Origin of the sequence: Arthrobacter pigmenti, assembly GCF_011927905.1 — a bacterium.
GTDB lineage: Bacteria > Actinomycetota > Actinomycetes > Actinomycetales > Micrococcaceae > Arthrobacter_D > Arthrobacter_D pigmenti.
The window spans coordinates 653,302-670,413 of sequence record NZ_JAATJL010000001.1; the positions used below are offsets into that span (position 1 = coordinate 653,302).

Sequence of the window (17,112 nt, forward strand, 5' to 3'; positions counted from 1 at the left end):
TCCCTACCGGACGATCGCTTTGTCTTTGACGCGGAGGCGCTCGCCGAAGAATCCGCCGGCAGCGGTGATCAGCGATACCACGATCAGCAGCAGCGAAGCCGTCCAGGACGAGCCGTCCGACACCTCCAGCAGCGCGACGGCGATCAGCGGCAGGAACCCGCTCAGCGCACCGGCCAGGTTGTAGCCCAGCGCCACACCGCTGTACCGCAGCCTCGGCGGGAACAATTCTGTCAGCAGGGCACCGGTGACCGAGTAGGCGACCGAGAGCAGCGCAATGCCGAGCGTGACGGCGAGGATGATGGCGGCCGGGTTGCGCGTGTCGATCATCCAGAAGAGCGGGAAGGCTGCGGCTGCGGTCACAAGACCGCCGATGAAGGTCATCTTCCCGGGCCCGATTTTCTCGCTGATGCGGCCGATCACAAGGATGATTCCAATCTGCACGACGGCGGCAACCAGGGTTGCGTTCACCATCAGTTGGCGGTCCAGGCCCAGGGTTGCAGTGCCGTAGCTGATCACGAAGGTAGTCATGACGTAGAACCCGCCGACGCCGAGGAACGCGGCCGCGATAGCGACGATCAGCCGGCCCCAGGCCTGGCGGAAGACATCAACCGCCGGGATCTTGGCGCGCTCTTCGAGCTTGACCAGCTCGTTGAAGATGGGTGATTCCTCAACCTTCAACCGGATGTACAGGGCGATCAGCAGCAGCGGGAACGCTGCCAGGAACGGAAGGCGCCAGCCCCACGAATCAAACACGTCAGCGGGCATGAGCAGCACCAGTGCGAATGCACCGGAGGACATCAGCGTGCCGACCGGTGAGCCAACCTGCACCAGTGCGGCATACCGTCCGCGTTTCTCGATCGGGGCATGCTCCACCGCGATGGTCATGGCACCTCCCCACTCGCCGCCCACCGCGAGGCCCTGCACCAGGCGCAGGATGGCGAGCATCACGGGCGCAGCGAGGCCGATGCTGCCGAAGTCAGGCAGGACACCGATGAGACCGGTGGCCAGGCCGATCGCCACGATGGTGATCAGCAGCGCCGGGCGTCGGCCCATGCGGTCACCGATGTATCCGAACAGGACGGCGCCCAGCGGCCGGGCAGCGAATCCTACGCCGAAGGTCGCGAAAGCCGCCAACGTTGCAGCGGTCGGGTCGAGGGATGTGAAGAACAGCCGGTTGAACACGATTGCCGCGGCGGTGCCGAAGAGGAAGTAGTCGTACCATTCGAGGGCGGTGCCGACGAAAGCAGCGCGGGCAATCCTGCCCGCCTCGGCTCCGCTGACAACGGGAACGGCCGTTTCCTCTCCCTTGGTTGTCTCATGTGGTTGCATGATCAGTTTTCTGCCTCTCGGGATGGTGCTGGGATGGGACGGTGGTCTGTAGTTTGTTGAAGTAGTCGTGCCCGTAGATGCAAGTGCCTTCGAGCACGGTGGCCAGGACAGTTATTGAGCCGATCTCCTCGGCAGGGACGTCAGCCGGGTGGTCGGACAGCACAACGAAGTCGGCAAGTTTCCCGGTTTCCAGCGTTCCCCGCCGGTCTTCGTCGCCTGCCGTCCACGCAGTGTCGACCGTGTACGCGCGCAGGGCGGTCTCGGCGTCGACCCTTTCCAGGGGCCCAATCGTCGCTCCGCCGGAGGTGCGTCGGGTCACCATCGACTGCATACCGAGCAAGGGCGCCCCGGATGCCACCGGCCGGTCGGAACTGCCGGGGACCCGGACGCCGAGGTCAAGGAAGGACTTGTGGCGGTACACCCAAGGTTCGCGTTCGGTGCCGACGGCGTCGGCCATCGTGTCGCCCACCTCATAGAGGAAGTGGGGCTGTGGAACCGGCGTGACGTTCAGGGACGCGAATCGGGCAAGCTGGTCGGGACGCACTATGCCGGCGTGCTCGATCCGGTGCCTCGCGTGGGGTCGTGGGAGCAATTCCAGCGCGGCGGCAAACGCATCCAACGCGACGTCTATCGCCGAATCCCCGATTGCATGGGCCGCGATATCCCATCCCGAACAGTGGGCATCCACAATCCGCCGAGTGAGCTCCTCGAGGGAGAGCTGGAAGCTGCCTGTGCCGTGGTCATGGTCGCAGAATGGTTCGGTCACGGCAGCGGTGCGGCCGATGAGGGATCCGTCAATGAAAATCTTCATGGCACCGAGCCGGATGTGATCGTCACCGAATCCGGAAGCAATGCCGAGGTCCAGTCCGAAGGTGATTCCGTCTGACGGATGGGACTGCACAGGGTGCAGGGCATCGCTGGCCGCCATCAACTGGACCCGGGTCAACAGGCGGCCGCGGCGTCGGGCCTCTACATAGGCAGCAAATTCAACGGGAGTGCGGCCGATCCAGCCCGAGCCGATGCCCGCCTCCACAACGTGCGTCAGGCCCTCGGAGGCGTAGACCTCGCTCGCGGCGCCTATAGCGTCCGCCAAATCGTTCACCGGGTAGGGAACCACCAGTGCGGTGACCAGCTTCTGGGCTTGCTCCTCGAGCAGCCCTGTGGGTCCGTCTGAATCCTCAACGATCGTGCCACCTTCAGGAGTATTGGCTGATCCGTCCAGGACACCGGCTTGTTCAAGCACCCCGGTGTTGACGGTGCACATGTGGCCGGACCGGTGCTTGAGCCACACCGGGCGGCCGGGCGCTGCCCGGTCCAGGTCCTTGCGGTGGGGATGCCCGTCCATGACGGTGTCGTCATAACCCGATCCCACTACCCACGCACCCTCGGGAAGGTTGAGGGCAAAGCCGGAGACGGCGTCGTACAGCTCGTCCAAAGTCCGGCAACCGGACAGGTCCAGCTCGGCCAGTGACTGCCCAAACCACGCCATGTGATTGTGGGAATCACCAAAGCCGGGAACGACGACGGCGTCGGCGCAGTCGAGCGTGCGCCGTGCCGGAAGTGCCAGGACGTCGTCATCGAACGCTACGATTCGCCCATGGAGCACCCCCATGGAGTGCGCTTTGGGAGCGGCATCCGCCATGGTGAAAATGCTGGCATTGACAAGTTTCAGATCGAGCATGGTCTTTGAAGGATGTCTTTCGGATAGAAGGCGCGGCCGCACGCAACGGCTCCTTCCATGGTGGCCTGCATCACGTCGGCAAACAATGGATGAACACAGTGTGCTGCGCACCTACAATGGGCATATGCCCAACGATGCGGTTTCAGGTGGAGCCGGTGACCTTCGGAACCCGGTTTCCCGGCCTGTCATAGCGGACGTTGTGACCGATTGCCTCGCCGATATAGACCGCATTGCTGACGAGTACCTGCAGGAAGTGCGGACGATTGACGGCTATGGCGGCGCCGCCGTCGTGGATCAGGATCTGCGGGAAACAGCTGTAGCGTCGATGGAACTGCTACTGCGCCTGATCGGTGACCTTCCCGTTCCCGAACGGCTGGCCGCAATGTCCGAAGCACTTGGACACCGCCGTGCACAGCAGGCCGTGCCCCTCGAATCGCTTCTGCGTGCAGTGCGCATGGACTTCCGCGTGCTCTGGACCGTGATGTTGGAGAAGGTTCCGGAAGGATCCCTGCCGGAACTCACGAAGGACGCGGTGCGGGTTTGGGAAGCGGTGGAGTTCCACACCATCCGGGCGCATGCGGGCTATCTCAACGAGCTGGCCAGCATGGCGCAGGAAAAGGAGACGCAGCGGGCGTTCCTGTTGTCACGGCTCGTCAGCTCGGACGGAAAGGACCCGCAGGTGCTGGGGCAGGCTGCCCGCGCACTCGGTGTGAAGCTGGAGAGCAGTTTCGTCGTTGCCGTTGCGGCTGTGGACGCTCAAAAGGCGTTCCGGGCCGAAGCGGTCCGCGCCGGTGTCGAGCAGTATCTGCACGAGCGCGACGGCGTGCTCATCCTCATTCTTGAGGACGTTCCCGCGCGGGCAGGGCGGAAACCGGAGGGGACGCGTCCCTGGCTTGCCCTGCTCGACTGCTTCGTGGCGCCCCCGGCCCAGTCATTGGCGGAGGTGCCGCTGATGCTCAGGATTGCGCTGGACTCGTTGCCGGTAGTGACTGCCGGCCGGCCTGGCCGGCACACGGTGCGGGACACGTGGGGGCAGGTCGCCGCCACCCGGCTGGGGGAGTATGGAACCGTGTTGGCCAACACCGTGCTGGGGCCGCTTGCCGCGATTTCCACCCATGAGAGGGACCGGCTCATCGAGACTGTCCAGGCGTACCTTCGCTCCGGGTCGGTGTCTGAAACGGCGGGCGAGCTGTACTGCCACCGGAACACGGTGCTCAACCGGATCGCCCGGTTCGAACAGTTGACCGGCTTCGATCCAACCAATCCGCAGGACGCCGCTACTGTGCTCGCCGCTCTCCAGGTGCAGTTCCCGCCGGGACCATAAGGCGGCCAGGCCGTTGACACTGACGGCCGAACCTCAGACCTGCTCGAGGAAGTCCTGCAGGATCCGCTGCCCGCTGCGCAGTGACTCCACGGGCACGCGCTCATCCACGCCGTGCACTCCGTCAGAGGTGCGGCCCTCCGGATCCGCGCCCTGCGGCGAGAACCCGTAGCAATCGATCCCCAGCGGCGCGAACGCCTTGGCGTCGGTTCCACCGCCCATGCAACGGGGAACGACGACGGCGGCAGGATCGTGGCGCAGCAGCGCCGCCTTCATCGCGTCGAACCAGTGCGAATCGACCGGCGCCTGGACCGGTGGCTGGTGGGACAGGAACGTCCGGGTCACCCGCCCGCCGAGCAGCCCGTCGATCACGGCGAGGGTCTCCTCTTCGGTGCCCGGCAGGCACCGGACATCCAGGTCGGCGGACGCCGTCCCGGGGATGACGTTGACCTTGTAGCCGGCGTCGAGCACGGTGGGTGTGGCGGAGCAGCGGATGGTGGTGCGCGCCACGGTGCCGGCATCGCCCAGACGGTCCACCGCAGCTTCCACACCTGCGTCCGTGGTGAGGTCTGCGGGAAAGCCGAGAGCCGCCGTCGTCTGCTGCAGATACGCACGAACGGTGGGTGTCAGGACAATCGGCCAGGCATATTCGCTCACCCGGTGGAGCGCCCCAATCAGGTGAGTGACCGCGTTATCCGGGTTGGGACGTGAGCCGTGACCGGACGTTCCGGTGGCCGTCAGGCGCATGTGGAGTGTCCCGCGTTCCGCTGCCGCCACGGGATACAGGCGAACCTCGGAACCGTCCTCTGCCGTGAGGAACTGTGCAACGCCGCCCGATTCACCGATGGCGGCTTCGACGCCATCAAACAGTTCCGGATGCTCGGCGGCAAGCCACAGCGCACCGTACTCACCCTTGTCCTCCTCATCCGCAACGAAGGCAACGACGACGTCGCGGCGCGGCCTCACGCCGTCTTCCGCCCAGCGCAGCAGCGTGGAAAAGGTCATGGCCACCATGTCCTTCATGTCGCTGGCGCCGCGGCCCCAAACGTAGCCGTCCCGAATTTCCCCGGCGAACGGGTCCAGGCTCCACTGCGCCGGTTCAGCCGGAACAACGTCGAGGTGGGCGTGGATCAGCAGCGCTGGAAGTGTGCGGTCGAGCCCCGGCACCCGCACCACTGTCGACGCGCGTTCAGGCGTGGGGCCGAGGATAACGGGCTCATACCCCGCGGACGTGAGCAGGCCGGCTAGGTATTCGGCCGCTTCCCGCTCTCCCTCGCTCTTTCCCTCACCCCAATTGGTGGTGTCGAAACGGATCAATTCAGCGCACAGGTCAACGGGGTCCACGACACGAGTGTAAGTGATTTGCGACACACAAAACAGTTGCGTAACTTAACTACATGGCGTTCTTCCGCCGGCATCAACGAAAGAGACATGATGACCAGTAACCGCACTTCCACTCGCCCCGGGGCGCGCAGAATCCCGCTCTTCCGCAAAATCGGAGCCTTATTGACCACGGCTGCCATCGGGCTGGTGCCCGGTGGCCTGGCACTTCCAGCCGCCTCCGCCGCTGAAACAGAAGCAGAGTCCGGGACAACCCTCAAGCTGCCCCTCACCGGGGACATTGACTCGCTGAACCCTTTCATCGCCATCCTCGCGACCAGCACCAACATCCTTGGACTGCAGTACGAGGGCCTGGTGGGCTACAGCGCCGAGAACAACGAGGTCATTCCTGAGATGGCGGAATCCTGGGAGACGTCCGAGGACGGCATCACCTGGACCTACACCTTCGCGGAGGATCGCGTCTGGTCCGACGGTGAACCGCTGACCGCCAACGACGCCGCATGGACCTTCCAGGCGATCCAGGAGAACGACACCCTCAAGCAGGCCAATGGTTCACTGCTTGAGAACGTGGTCTCCGTCGAGGCCGTCGATGATTACACCCTGGTGCTGACCCTGAATGAGGCGCAGGCACCCAACCCGGGTTCCGTCCTTCCGGTGGTCCCGGAACACATCTGGTCCGAAGTCGAGGATCCAGCGACCTTCGAGAACTCATCCGACGCCGTGGGCAGCGGACCGTTCACCGTAGTGGACTACAACCCGACCTCCGGCGTGACGATGAAGGCGAACCCCAACTACTGGCGGGGCGAGGCCAAGATCGACGGCGTCACGTACGTTCCCTACCGTAACGGCGACGCCGCCGTGCAGGCATTGCTCACCGGCGAGATCGACATGATCAATGGGCTGACCCCGGCGCAGTTCCAGGCATTGGAATCGGAAGAGAACATCACCACCAATTCCGGTGCGGGCCGCCGCTACCAGGCCATGAACATCAACTCCGGCACCAAGGACATTGATGGAAACTACATGGGCAACGGCAATCCTGCGTTGCGGGATGTGGAACTTCGTAAAGCCATTGTGATGGCCATCGATTCCAATACCCTGCTGGAACGGGTCCTTGAGGGACTGGGAACACCGGCAACCGGTGAAATCCCAGCCGTCTACCCGCTGTACCACTGGGATACGGAGGAACTTCCCTACGCCTTCAACCCTGAGGAAGCCAACCGGATCCTCGATGAAGCAGGCTACGAAATGGGCGCCGACGGCGTGCGCCTTGACCTCGAAGGCAACCCGCTGGAGCTGCGCCTCATGGGCCGCAACTCGGACCCCACGCACCAGCAGATGGCCGACTTCATCATCCCCTGGCTCGCGGACATCGGTATCTCAGTTACCAGCGAGATGAAGGCACCCGCACAGGTCAACGACGATTCGGTGCTCGGAAATTACGACATGTACTTCACCGGTTGGGGCATCGGCCCGGACCCGGACTTCCAGATGTCCATCAACCAGTGCTCGTCCCGCCCGAATGCCGATGGCACCGGCGCAACGAGCGAATCCAACTGGTGCTCGCCGGAGTTCGATGAAATCTACGCAGCCCAGCACACCGAACTGGACCAGGAACGCCGAAGCGAACTTGTCATCGAGGCACAGAAACTGATCTACGACGCCGCAGTGAACAACGTGCTGTACTACGCCGACGCCCTTGAGGCCTACCGCTCGGACCGCTTCGAACCGTTCGTCACCCAGCCCGCTGAGGGCGGAGTAATCCTCGGACAGAATGGGCCGTGGGGAATCTATAGTGCAACTCCCGTTGCTTCGATTGAAGCTGAGGGCGCGGCCTCGACCACCAACCCTGCGGCCGTCATTCTGCCGATTGCGGGTGTGCTGCTCATCGGCGGACTGCTGGCGTTCTTCCTGATCAAGCGCAGGCGCTCCACCGCTGACGAGCGGGAGTAACACCCGCCATGTCGGATGCGTTGAGCACCCAGGATCTGGTCCCGGGAGACAACAGTACGGATGAGCCGCCGCGGGCATCCTCATGGTTGAAGTACATCGTCATGAAAGCCGGCGGGGCCTTGATCTCGCTGATCATGGTGGTACTGCTGGGTTTCTTCGCATTCCGCATCCTGCCCGGCGACCCCGTCCGCTCCCTCGCGGACGGGCGCCGGGTCAGTGTTGAGCAAATGGACATCCTGCGTGAGCAACTTGGCCTGAATGACCCGCTACTCGCACAGTTCTGGCGGTATCTGACGGAACTGTTCCAGGGGCAGTTGGGGTACTCCTATACCTACAACGAGCCGGTGGTGAACCTCATCGCCACCCGGATCGGTCCCACAGTGCTTCTGACGGGGACCGCAGCGATCATCTCCGTGGTTCTTGGCCTCTGGCTGGGACAGCGGGCTGCCTGGCGCCGGGGGAGTCTCTTCGACCGGACGCAGACCGGACTTGCGCTGGTCTTCTGGTCGGTGCCGACATTCTGGCTGGGACTGCTTCTCCTCCTGTTCTTCGGTGGAGGACTGCAGTGGTTCCCCACCGGCGGTCTGGTCACCGCCGGCACCACAGAAACCGGCCTGCCGCTGATCTGGGACATCATCCGGCACATGACGCTTCCGGTCATCACCATGGTGGCGGTGGTGTACGCCCAGTACCTGATGGTGATGCGGGCGTCGCTGCTGGAAGAAATGACCTCGGATTACCTGATGACGGCGCGTGCCAAGGGCCTGCGTGAGGACGAAGTCCGCACCAAACACGCAGTGCCCAACGCGCTCCTGCCCACAGTCACCCTGATCTTCCTCACTCTCGGCGGGCTGGTTGGCGGCGCAGTCACCGTGGAGACCGTGTTCTCCTGGCCCGGGCTCGGCTATCTCACCTTCCAGGCACTCTCAGCCCCTGACTTCCCGCTGCTGCAAGGAACCTTTGTGGTCTTTTCCTCGATCGTGATCCTGATGAATTTCTTCGCGGACCTGCTCTACCGCGTCCTTGACCCCAGGCTGCGTGCCGCATGAGCGCCCCCGCAGCCCAGGGCAAACGCATCAACGTCGCTGCCGCGCGCCGTCGTCAGCGTGCAGTGGAGGTCTGGAAGGAATTTGCTTCAAACCGTGCGGGCCTCACCGGACTGATCATCCTGATCTTTGTGATTGCGCTGGCCGCCCTGATCCCGTTGTTTGCTCCGCCCAGCGTTCTCGATGTCACGCAGGTGACCTCACCGCAGAACGATCCCCCCAGCCTCGAGAATCCGCTGGGCACCGATCCGGCCGGGCGGTCAGTACTTGCCCTGCTGATCTGGGGAGCCCGGATCTCCCTGGTGGTGGGCTTCGCCGCAACACTGGTCTCCATGGTGATCGGCACCGTGGTGGGCATGGCCGCGGGTCACTTCACCGGAGTCACCCAAGCGGTCCTGATGCGCATCATCGACTTCTTCCTCGTGGTCCCGGGACTTGTGCTGGCGATTGTGCTCTCCAGCGTGATCGGCCCGGGCGTGGCAACCATCGTCGTCGCAATCGGCGTGACCTCGTGGGCCGGCACGGCCAGGCTGGTGCGTTCGCAGACACTCACAGTGGAGTCCCGCCCCTATATTGAACGGGCCTGGGCACTGGGTGCCGGGGACGGCCATGTCATCACCAAGCACGTGCTGCCCGCCGTCATGCCGCTGGTGCTTGCCAACACCACGCTGACCGTAGGCTCGGCCATCATCGCCGAATCCACGCTGTCCTTCCTGGGTCTGGGCGATCCCAGCAGCATCTCCTGGGGCGCCATGCTCAAATCTGCCCTGGACACCGGAGCAGCCACCGGAGGGTACTGGTGGTACGTGATGCCGCCCGGCATTGCGATTGTTGTGGTGGTGCTTTGCTTCACCCTGGTGGGCCGCGCCCTCGAGTCCGTCATCAATCCCACCCTGCGAGGACGTTAATGCTGCGGCTTGAGTTCCAGGATGTCAGGATCACCTACACCACGCAGACCGCAAGCGGGCGGGGTGAAATCGCAGCGGTCGACGGCGTCAGCCTCGTTGTTGAGCCCGGCTCCACTGTGGGCCTCGCCGGTGAATCCGGCTGCGGCAAATCCACCCTCGCGGTTTCTGTCCTTCGACTGCTGCCCGCAAACGCAAAAGTCGAGGGAAAGATCCTGCTCGGCGATGAGAGCGTTTCCGACCTGACCTGGGGCCGCCTGAGGTCCGTGCGCTGGACGGAGGCCTCCATCGTGTTCCAGGGCGCCATGCACTCGCTGAACCCGGTGCGCAAGGTCCGCGACCAGATCGCCGAAGCGCTGATCATCCACGCGAAGGGAGCGGACGCGAAGTACAAGCAGGAATCCGCCCGGATTACGCGGGTCAATGAGCTCCTGCAGCAGGTGGGACTTCCGCGGGCGAAGGGGTTGTCCTATCCGCATGAGCTTTCCGGCGGGCAGAAGCAGCGCATCATGATTGCCATGGCGCTGGCCTGCGAGCCGGACCTGATCATTGCGGACGAGCCGACGACGGCCCTGGACGTCGTCGTACAGGCGCAGGTCCTTGATCTGCTCACCGCGCTGGTCCGCGACCGTGGCTTGTCGCTGATCATGATTAGCCATGACCTCTCGGTCCTGGCGGCCACCTGCGAGCGCATTGTCGTGATGCAGGACGGCAGAATCGTGGAGCAGGGACCGTCGCTTGAGATTATGCGCAATCCCCAGCATCCGCACACCCAGGCGCTGGCTTCCGCGTTTCCCGTGATCGGCGACCTTTCTTCACGGCTGAAGCTCCCTACCTACACCGCCCCGAATGCCCCGCATGCGGAACCGGCCGAGCGCCAGGCTGCGGCCCATCAAGGCCGTCCTGCCTTGGAAGCCCGCAATCTGTCGGTGACGTTCAACGGGCGCGGTTCCGGCGCGGTCAAGGCAGTGGATTCGGTCAACCTGACGTGCAATACCGGTGAGATCGTGGCGCTGGTGGGGCAATCGGGCTCGGGCAAAACTACCCTGGCACGGACACTGCTTGGCCTGCAGAAACCCACGGGCGGTGAAGTCCTCTTCGAAGGCACGGCGCTGTCCCATCAGCGCAAAGCACTCAAGGCTTACCGCAGGGCGGTGCAGTTTGTACTCCAGGATCCAACGGCTGCGCTGAATCCCAAGCATTCGGTCTATGAGGCAGTCGCTGAAGGGCCACGGTTGCACAAGCTCGACGGCGATGAGCGGGACATCGTTGCCGCGGCTTTGGCCAAGGCGGAGCTGAACCCGCCGGAGAAGTATTTCACTGCGATCCCGCAGGAGCTCTCCGGGGGCCAGCGCCAGCGGGTTGTGATTGCCGGTGCGCTCGCCCTTGACCCGGAATTCCTGGTTGCGGACGAACCGGTAGCGAGCCTGGACGCCTCTGTCCGTGCCGGCGTCCTGGCCCTGCTGCTGAAGCTGAAGTGCGAGCTCGGCCTCGGAGCGCTCGTCATTACCCATGACCTGGGCCTTGCGTGGAACATCGCCGACCGTGTGGTGGTGATGTACCAGGGGCGCATCGTGGAGGAAGGGCCGGTGGAGGAGGTGCTGCTCAATCCCCAGCACGAGTACACACGGCGGTTGCTCAGCGTGGTCCCCACCCGTGAATCGCCTGTCGCGACCAGCAGCGTCCCGCTGAAGGAACAGCCACTCGAGGACGAGGTTCAGGACGGCGTGCGTTGAGGGAGAACCCGTTGAGGGAGACTGGAGCCCACCCGGAGCTTGGACCGTTGAAGGCGGGGGACCGCGTTGGCCTGGTGGCGCCGTCGGGCCCTGCCCCCGCTGACCGGTTGGACCGGGCAGTGTCCCTGCTCAGCGGCTGGGGGCTGGAACCGGTGCTAGGAGACCATGTCCGCGACGTAAACCCCCGCGCGCCTTATCTGGCGGGGGAAGACCGGCACCGTGCCGAAGACCTGCAGAACATGTGGTGCGACGATCACATCGACGCGGTCTTCTGCATCCGCGGCGGATACGGCTCAGTCCGGATCCTGGACCTCCTGGATGCCGGCAAACTGCGCGCAGCCCGACAAAAGCCTCTGATTGGTTCCTCAGATGCAACGGCGCTGCACGAGTACTGGGCAGATAACCTCCAGCTCGCCACCTGGTTCACCCCGATGGTAGCCACCGACGCTCTGCTGGAGGACCCGGCGGCGCAGACAAAGCTCAAGGAAGCGCTGTTCACGCCGTACGCCGGACGCAGCTATACCGCGAGCGCCGCCGAATCATTGGTGGAAGGCAAGGCAACCGGCATACTTACCGGGGGTAACCTCAGTCTCCTGGCAATGACACTTGGAGCTAAACCCGTCCCGGATAACACCGGCCGGATCGCGTTGCTCGAGGACATCACCGAGGATATCTACCGCTTGGACGCACTCCTGCATACACTGCTGCGCGCCGGCTGGTTCGAGGGATTGACGGGGATCGCCCTCGGCTCGTGGCTCAAGTGCGGTGAGCTGCACGAGGTCAAGGCACTCGTCACCGAACTGCTGGTGCCGCTCGGGATCCCGCTGGTGTGGGAGCTCGGCTTCGGTCACGGTCCCGGTGCCCACAGCATTCCTCTCGGTGTCCACGCAACCCTTACCGCGGATGGGAATCCACACCTTGTCCTCACCTGAAATCGACGCCGACCTCCGGCGTATCGTCGAAACCGCCGTGCATAGCCGGGTAACGCCGTCGGCCGTTCTGGCGTACAGCGTGCGGGGCACACAGGCGGGCCCGGCCGCCTTTGGCGATGCGGTGGCGTACGACGACGACGCCGCGCCCCTGCCCGCAGGCCAGCGGGTGCCCGCTACGACCGACACCGTCTATGACCTCGCCTCGGTCACCAAGATTTTCACTGCAGTGACCGCGTTGCGCCTGGTCGACGACGGCGTCCTGGCCCTCGACGAGCCAGTCCGACAAGTGCTTCCAGGCTTCACGGGGGAGGGCAAGGCCCTGGTCACCCTCCGCCACCTGCTCACCCATACCTCAGGCCTGCCCGGGGTCTGGGAGGGCTGGCAGCGGATGCCCTCCGCGGGTCGCGGCGACTTACTGGAGGACCTGCTGGCCACACCGCTGGCAGCGCCCGCGGGCACCGCCTTCAACTATTCCTGCGTGGGTTTCAACACCGTGCTGGCGCTCGCCGAAACAGCTGCCGGAACGTCGTGGGCGGACCTGGTGGACAGGATCGTTCTTCAGCGGCTCCGCGCACTGGATGCGAGAACGGCGACACTGACCTACTCCCCGGACGCGGCCGCCTGCGCCGCGACCGAGTGCCAGCCGGAACTCGGCAGGGGAGCCGTCCGAGGCGTGGTCCATGACGAAAGCGCCTGCGCCCTCGGTGGGAGCGCCGGAAACGCCGGTCTCTTCGGTACTGCGGAGGGCCTGTTGGCGTTCGGGGAAATACTGCGCACCGATACGGCGTCGCTGCTCTCAGATCCGCTGGCACAGGAATTCTGGTCGGACCAGCTCCCGTGGGTACTTGGGGACAACCTTGAGCAGGGTGGCCCCGGGTACGGCCATGGACTCGGACTGAGGATTGGTCAGCTGGACTGGATGGGGAGTTCCGGCATCAGCGCGCGCGGGCATAACGGCTTCACCGGGACCTCGCTTCTGGTGGACCGCGACGCCTCATTGACTGTGGTCCTGCTGACCAACCGGGTCCATCCCAGCCGCACTCTCTCCGAGATGGCTCCGCTGCGCTCCGCCGTCGCGGACACCGTCTATGCCGCGGCAGCAGTTGGGGCAGAGGCATGAGCGTCACTTCGGACTACAGCGACGGCGTCCCGCACATCTCATTTCACCTCACCACCCTCGGCGGGAAGACCTTGGCCGAACGGGAGGCAGACACGGTTGTGTATGCGGCAAGCACCATCAAGCTCGCGGTGCTCGTAGCTGCGCTGCGGGAGGTCGACGCCGGGAGGCTCTCCCTGGACCAGCCGGTCACCGTCAGGATCAGCTTCCCCAGCGCCGCGCCCGGTGCCGGTACTTTCACCTGCGAACCCGGTGAAATAGACGAGGGACTCCCGGCTGTTGGCAGGAACATGCCGCTGCGGGAGGTCCTCGGGCGCATGATCACCGTGTCCTCCAATGAAGCCACCAACATGGCGGTGGATCTGGTCGGTTTGCCGTCAGTCAACACTGCCCTTGAGGTATGCGGGGCGGCTTCCTCGAAGATGGAACGGCTTTTCGGGGACCTTGCCGGGCTCGAGGCTGGTCTCACCCAGGAAACTACCGCTACGGACCTGGCCACCATCGTGTGCGCGATTGTCTCCGGGCGGGCAGCCGGACCGGAAAGCACCCGGCTGATGCTGGAATTCCTGCGCGCCCAGGAGTACGGAATCATCGGGCCGGTCCTTCCGGCCGGCGCGGACTGGGGGAGCAAATCGGGCTGGGTGACAGGCATCCGGCATGATGTGGCCTTCGTCCGGCCCGACGGCAGTGATGACGGCTACGTCCTCGCCGTGTGCACCCGCGCTTGTGAGGAAGAGAGCGCGACGGCGGCAATCACCGCGCTCTCCACGATGGCCTGGGATCTGTGGGAAGCGAGATGACCGCAAACCATCAGCAGGTCCGAACCATCAGTTTCGATCTGGACGGAACGCTGATTCAGGGCCCGTTTGCCGGAGTGCTGCGGGAGGTGTGCAGCGCAATTGCGGGACCCTCCGCAGACGAGCTGTACCTGGATGTGCTGCGCCGCCACGAAGAGCTCCTGCTGGTGGACGAATATGCTGCGTACGGCTGGTCCTCGATGGTTGCAGCCGTGGCGCGCACGCTGGGGTTCGAGAGGAACGAGCAGGCCATCACAGCGCGCATTGTCCAGCGGCTGGAGGAAGTGCCGGAACGTACCCGCCTGCTCCACCCCGAGACTGCCGCGGTGCTTGACAGTCTGCGGGCGGCGGGCTGGCGGGTTCTCATCCTCACCAACGGGCGCAGGGCTTTCCAGGAACCGGTCATTGCCGGTGCGGGTCTGCTGCCGGTAATCGACGGCATCGTCACGTCCGACGACGCCGGTTCGGCCAAGCCGGGAAGAGCAGTGTTCAAATTTGCCAGGGGTACAGCGGACCTGCACATCCATGTGGGTGACAGGTTGGACCATGATGTTGCAGGGTCCGCCCGAAGCGGAGCCCTGAGCATGTTGCTGCGGAAGGACGCACCGGTTTCAGGAGTGGTTCAACGGTTCGACGACGCGAAGCGTAGTGCGTTGCTTGAGTACCTCTGGGTTCGGCATGCGGCCGAACGGCGCATCGACCCTCCAGCGCAACGAGGCGACCTTCCGCCGGAGCTGGTGCCGGACGCCGTCGCTCCTGACCTGGAGGCGGTAGCCCAGCTGGTGGGCGCACTTGTTGCTCAGCGGACCGCTGTTTCCTGACCGACGGGTGCCGCGGAGATCCCCAATCCGGGTGCGTCGGGTAGTTCGATCACGTTCGCTTCATACCTGGCACCGCCGGCTACCGGCGATGAGCCCACCCACAGGCCACCGTCCAGATCCTGTGGCGCTGTGCCAGCCGCCGTCGAGGGCTCTCCGTTTCCGGACAGCGACGCGGCGAAACTCGCCGCTGCGCTGATGCCCACGGTGCTCTCGATCATGCAGCCAACCAGCATGCCAAGGCCAGCGCTCGAGGCCAGCCGCGCCAGCTGAGTGGCTACGAAGATTCCTCCGGATTTGGCCAGCTTGATGTTCACCAGGTCCGCAGCCTGCAGGTCGATGAGTTTGTGGAGGTCATCGACGGTCCACACTGACTCATCCGCCATGATCGGAATGCCCACGCGGCGGGTGACATAGGCGAGATCCTCCAGGGAATCGGAGCGCACCGGCTGCTCGATCACTTCGATGCCAAGGTCCGCGTCTTCCAGGGTGGTGATGATCCGCACCGCGTCTTCGGCGGTGAAGGCCTGGTTGGCGTCCACCCTTAGCCGGACCTGTGGGCCGGCAGCCTCCCGCACTGCGCGCATCCGCGCTAACGGGTCGCCATTGGCATCCAGTTTGACCTTGATGCAGTCGAATCCGCCGGTGACGTGTTGGTTGGTTGCACGGGACAACGTCGCAGGATTGCCCACGGAGAGCGTCATATCGGTTGAAATCCGTGCAGAGCGGCCGCCAAGGTAGCGGTAGAGCGGCATCCCTGCCCGCTGCGCCGCCAGGTCATGGAGCGCACAGTCCACCGCCATCCTCGCGGCTCCGGATTCGGAAGAAAGGCTAAGGAGCCTCAAGGCCTCCGCATGGTCAGCCGTGTCTGAATGCGCCACAAGGTCCTGAAGCGGGCCGTGCACAGCTCTCATCACCCCGGCAGTGGTTGCTTTGGTGACTGCGCTGATGGGGGCCTCGCCCCAGCCGATGCGGCCGTCGTCGTCGGTGGCTTGAACCAAAACCGTTTCCAGTACCGTGGCGCGTCTGACGGCGGTGACAAAAGGCCTGACCAGCGGCACCGTGGTGGGCTGGGCGCGAAGGGTAACCGCGGGAGTCGATGGTCGCGTCACAGCGGGTCACCTTTCTACGTAGAAAGACTACGATACCTATCAATAAGTTGTAGCTTAATGACGCGACCGGCAGTGCTTGACCCAGATTCGCTCAGTGAGCCGCGACAGCCACACTGCCGCACAGGAAGACGCCGCCCGAGAAAGGGTTTCATGAGCATCCAGTCGAAGATCCATTCCCACCTGCCGACACTGGCCCCCGCCGCGCGGAGGGTTGCGGAAGTGATGTTGGCTGATCCCACGGTGGTCCTGCGAAACACCATTTCGCAGCTCGCCGAAAAATGCAGCACCTCCGAGCCATCGGTGGTGCGGTTCTGCCGGGCTCTTGGGTATGCGGGCTATAGCGAACTCCGCCTGGTGATGGCAACCGAGCTGGGACGGGAGCAAGCCGCTGTGGCAGATCAGCGCCGCTTCGGTTCGGACATCAGCCCGGAGGATTCCCTGCAGGACACCGTCGCGAAGATTGCGTACGCGGAGACGCTTGGTATCGATGAAACCCTCTCCAGCATTGACTTCGACGTGCTGGCGGAGGTGGTGCAGACCATCGGCTCCGCACGGCACATCCTCGTCTACGGACTGGGCGCGGGCGCTATTGTCGCCGATGACCTTCAACACAAACTGTTCCGGATCCAACGCACGGCCCAGGCCTTCAACCAGCATCATGACGCCCTCATGGGTGCCGCGCTCATGGACCCCACCGATGTGGCGATCGCCTTCTCCCACAGTGGCCAGACCGGCGAGACCCTTGCGTTCATCGAGCGGGCCAAGGAAGCCGGGGCACCCACCATCGCGGTGACCAACGTCGAGTCCTCGCCGCTCGCAAAGACCGCGGACCTCTGCTTGTTCACGATGGTGCGCGAGACCGCTTTCCGTTCAGGTGCCATGGCGTCGAGGATCGCCCAGCTTGCCATGGTTGACTGCATCTTCGCCGGTGTGGCACAGAGCAGCTACGAGAAGACTGTCAGCGCTTTGGAAGTGACCAGCGCAGCCGTCAGCTACGGCACTCGCACCCGGTGAATTCCCCTTA

Annotated in this window: 14 protein-coding genes; 10 read left to right on the top strand and 4 right to left on the bottom strand. The window is 64.4% G+C overall.

Translation table 11 applies throughout. The annotated features are described in order from the left end of the window. Positions 1–3: 3 nt before the first annotated feature. Together BJ994_RS03130 and BJ994_RS03135 are read right to left on the bottom strand one after the other, a co-directional pair. The gene (locus BJ994_RS03130) at positions 4–1,329 is read right to left on the bottom strand and encodes an MFS transporter (RefSeq protein ID WP_167991383.1); all 1,326 of its coding nucleotides are present in this window, start codon (positions 1,327–1,329) and stop codon (positions 4–6) included. Then, the gene (locus BJ994_RS03135; RefSeq protein ID WP_167991385.1) at positions 1,316–3,010 is read right to left on the bottom strand and encodes an amidohydrolase; all 1,695 of its coding nucleotides are present in this window, start codon (positions 3,008–3,010) and stop codon (positions 1,316–1,318) included. The genes BJ994_RS03130 and BJ994_RS03135 overlap by 14 nt, the downstream gene beginning before the upstream one ends. A 124-nt stretch (positions 3,011–3,134) precedes the next feature. Between BJ994_RS03135 and BJ994_RS03140 the strand changes: the two genes are divergently transcribed. Next, complete coding sequence (locus BJ994_RS03140; RefSeq protein WP_167991388.1) at positions 3,135–4,334, top strand: PucR family transcriptional regulator; 1,200 nt, start codon at positions 3,135–3,137, stop codon at positions 4,332–4,334. A gap of 33 nt (positions 4,335–4,367) precedes the next feature. Here the strand turns inward: BJ994_RS03140 and BJ994_RS03145 are convergent, their stop codons facing one another. Continuing rightward, positions 4,368–5,675: a M20/M25/M40 family metallo-hydrolase gene (locus tag BJ994_RS03145; protein ID WP_167991390.1), complete on the bottom strand. Its 1,308-nt coding sequence runs from the start codon at positions 5,673–5,675 to the stop codon at positions 4,368–4,370. A gap of 162 nt (positions 5,676–5,837) precedes the next feature. On the opposite strand from BJ994_RS03145, the gene BJ994_RS03150 reads away from it, so the two are divergent. The 8 genes from BJ994_RS03150 to BJ994_RS03185 are packed head-to-tail and all read left to right on the top strand — an operon-like array spanning position 5,838 to position 14,979. Further along, positions 5,838–7,625, top strand: coding sequence for an ABC transporter substrate-binding protein (locus tag BJ994_RS03150; RefSeq protein ID WP_167991393.1), 1,788 nt, complete (start codon positions 5,838–5,840; stop codon positions 7,623–7,625). Positions 7,626–7,633: 8 nt separating this feature from the next. After that, entirely contained in the window at positions 7,634–8,674 is a 1,041-nt protein-coding gene (locus tag BJ994_RS03155) for an ABC transporter permease (RefSeq protein WP_167991395.1), read from the top strand. After that, positions 8,671–9,579 (top strand): ABC transporter permease, encoded by a 909-nt coding sequence (locus BJ994_RS03160; protein WP_167991397.1) that lies wholly within the window; start codon positions 8,671–8,673, stop codon positions 9,577–9,579. Before BJ994_RS03155 ends, BJ994_RS03160 begins: the two co-directional genes overlap by 4 nt. Beyond that, a complete protein-coding gene (locus tag BJ994_RS03165) occupies positions 9,579–11,312 on the top strand; it encodes an ABC transporter ATP-binding protein (protein ID WP_167991399.1) in 1,734 nt (577 codons plus the stop codon). Before BJ994_RS03160 ends, BJ994_RS03165 begins: the two co-directional genes overlap by 1 nt. Positions 11,313–11,323: 11 nt before the next feature. Further along, entirely contained in the window at positions 11,324–12,244 is a 921-nt protein-coding gene (locus tag BJ994_RS03170) for a S66 peptidase family protein (RefSeq protein ID WP_167991401.1), read from the top strand. Then, the gene (locus BJ994_RS03175) at positions 12,216–13,364 is read left to right on the top strand and encodes a serine hydrolase domain-containing protein (RefSeq protein WP_167991403.1); all 1,149 of its coding nucleotides are present in this window, start codon (positions 12,216–12,218) and stop codon (positions 13,362–13,364) included. The genes BJ994_RS03170 and BJ994_RS03175 overlap by 29 nt, the downstream gene beginning before the upstream one ends. Further along, the gene (locus tag BJ994_RS03180; RefSeq protein ID WP_167991405.1) at positions 13,361–14,161 is read left to right on the top strand and encodes a serine hydrolase; all 801 of its coding nucleotides are present in this window, start codon (positions 13,361–13,363) and stop codon (positions 14,159–14,161) included. The genes BJ994_RS03175 and BJ994_RS03180 overlap by 4 nt, the downstream gene beginning before the upstream one ends. Continuing rightward, positions 14,158–14,979 carry an HAD family hydrolase gene (locus BJ994_RS03185; RefSeq protein ID WP_167991408.1) on the top strand — a complete coding sequence of 274 codons (822 nt, stop codon included), beginning with the start codon at positions 14,158–14,160 and terminating at the stop codon, positions 14,977–14,979. The genes BJ994_RS03180 and BJ994_RS03185 overlap by 4 nt, the downstream gene beginning before the upstream one ends. Here the strand turns inward: BJ994_RS03185 and BJ994_RS03190 are convergent. Then, entirely contained in the window at positions 14,958–16,088 is a 1,131-nt protein-coding gene (locus BJ994_RS03190) for an enolase C-terminal domain-like protein (protein ID WP_167991410.1), read from the bottom strand. The genes BJ994_RS03185 and BJ994_RS03190 overlap by 22 nt on opposite strands. Positions 16,089–16,238: 150 nt before the next feature. On the opposite strand from BJ994_RS03190, the gene BJ994_RS03195 reads away from it, so the two are divergent. Further along, positions 16,239–17,102, top strand: coding sequence for a MurR/RpiR family transcriptional regulator (locus BJ994_RS03195; RefSeq protein WP_167991413.1), 864 nt, complete (start codon positions 16,239–16,241; stop codon positions 17,100–17,102). Positions 17,103–17,112 lie beyond the last annotated feature (10 nt).

Bases quoted from the DNA above. Each gene is read 5' to 3' on its own strand.
- BJ994_RS03130 (WP_167991383.1), bottom strand. From the start codon at position 1,329: ATGCAACCACATGAGACAACCAAGGGAGAGGAAACGGCCGTTCCCGTT.
- BJ994_RS03135 (WP_167991385.1), bottom strand. From the start codon at position 3,010: ATGCTCGATCTGAAACTTGTCAATGCCAGCATTTTCACCATGGCGGAT.
- BJ994_RS03140 (WP_167991388.1), top strand. From the start codon at position 3,135: ATGCCCAACGATGCGGTTTCAGGTGGAGCCGGTGACCTTCGGAACCCG.
- BJ994_RS03155 (WP_167991395.1), top strand. From the start codon at position 7,634: ATGTCGGATGCGTTGAGCACCCAGGATCTGGTCCCGGGAGACAACAGT.
- BJ994_RS03160 (WP_167991397.1), top strand. From the start codon at position 8,671: ATGAGCGCCCCCGCAGCCCAGGGCAAACGCATCAACGTCGCTGCCGCG.
- BJ994_RS03165 (WP_167991399.1), top strand. From the start codon at position 9,579: ATGCTGCGGCTTGAGTTCCAGGATGTCAGGATCACCTACACCACGCAG.
- BJ994_RS03175 (WP_167991403.1), top strand. From the start codon at position 12,216: ATGGGAATCCACACCTTGTCCTCACCTGAAATCGACGCCGACCTCCGG.
- BJ994_RS03180 (WP_167991405.1), top strand. From the start codon at position 13,361: ATGAGCGTCACTTCGGACTACAGCGACGGCGTCCCGCACATCTCATTT.
- BJ994_RS03185 (WP_167991408.1), top strand. From the start codon at position 14,158: ATGACCGCAAACCATCAGCAGGTCCGAACCATCAGTTTCGATCTGGAC.
- BJ994_RS03195 (WP_167991413.1), top strand. From the start codon at position 16,239: ATGAGCATCCAGTCGAAGATCCATTCCCACCTGCCGACACTGGCCCCC.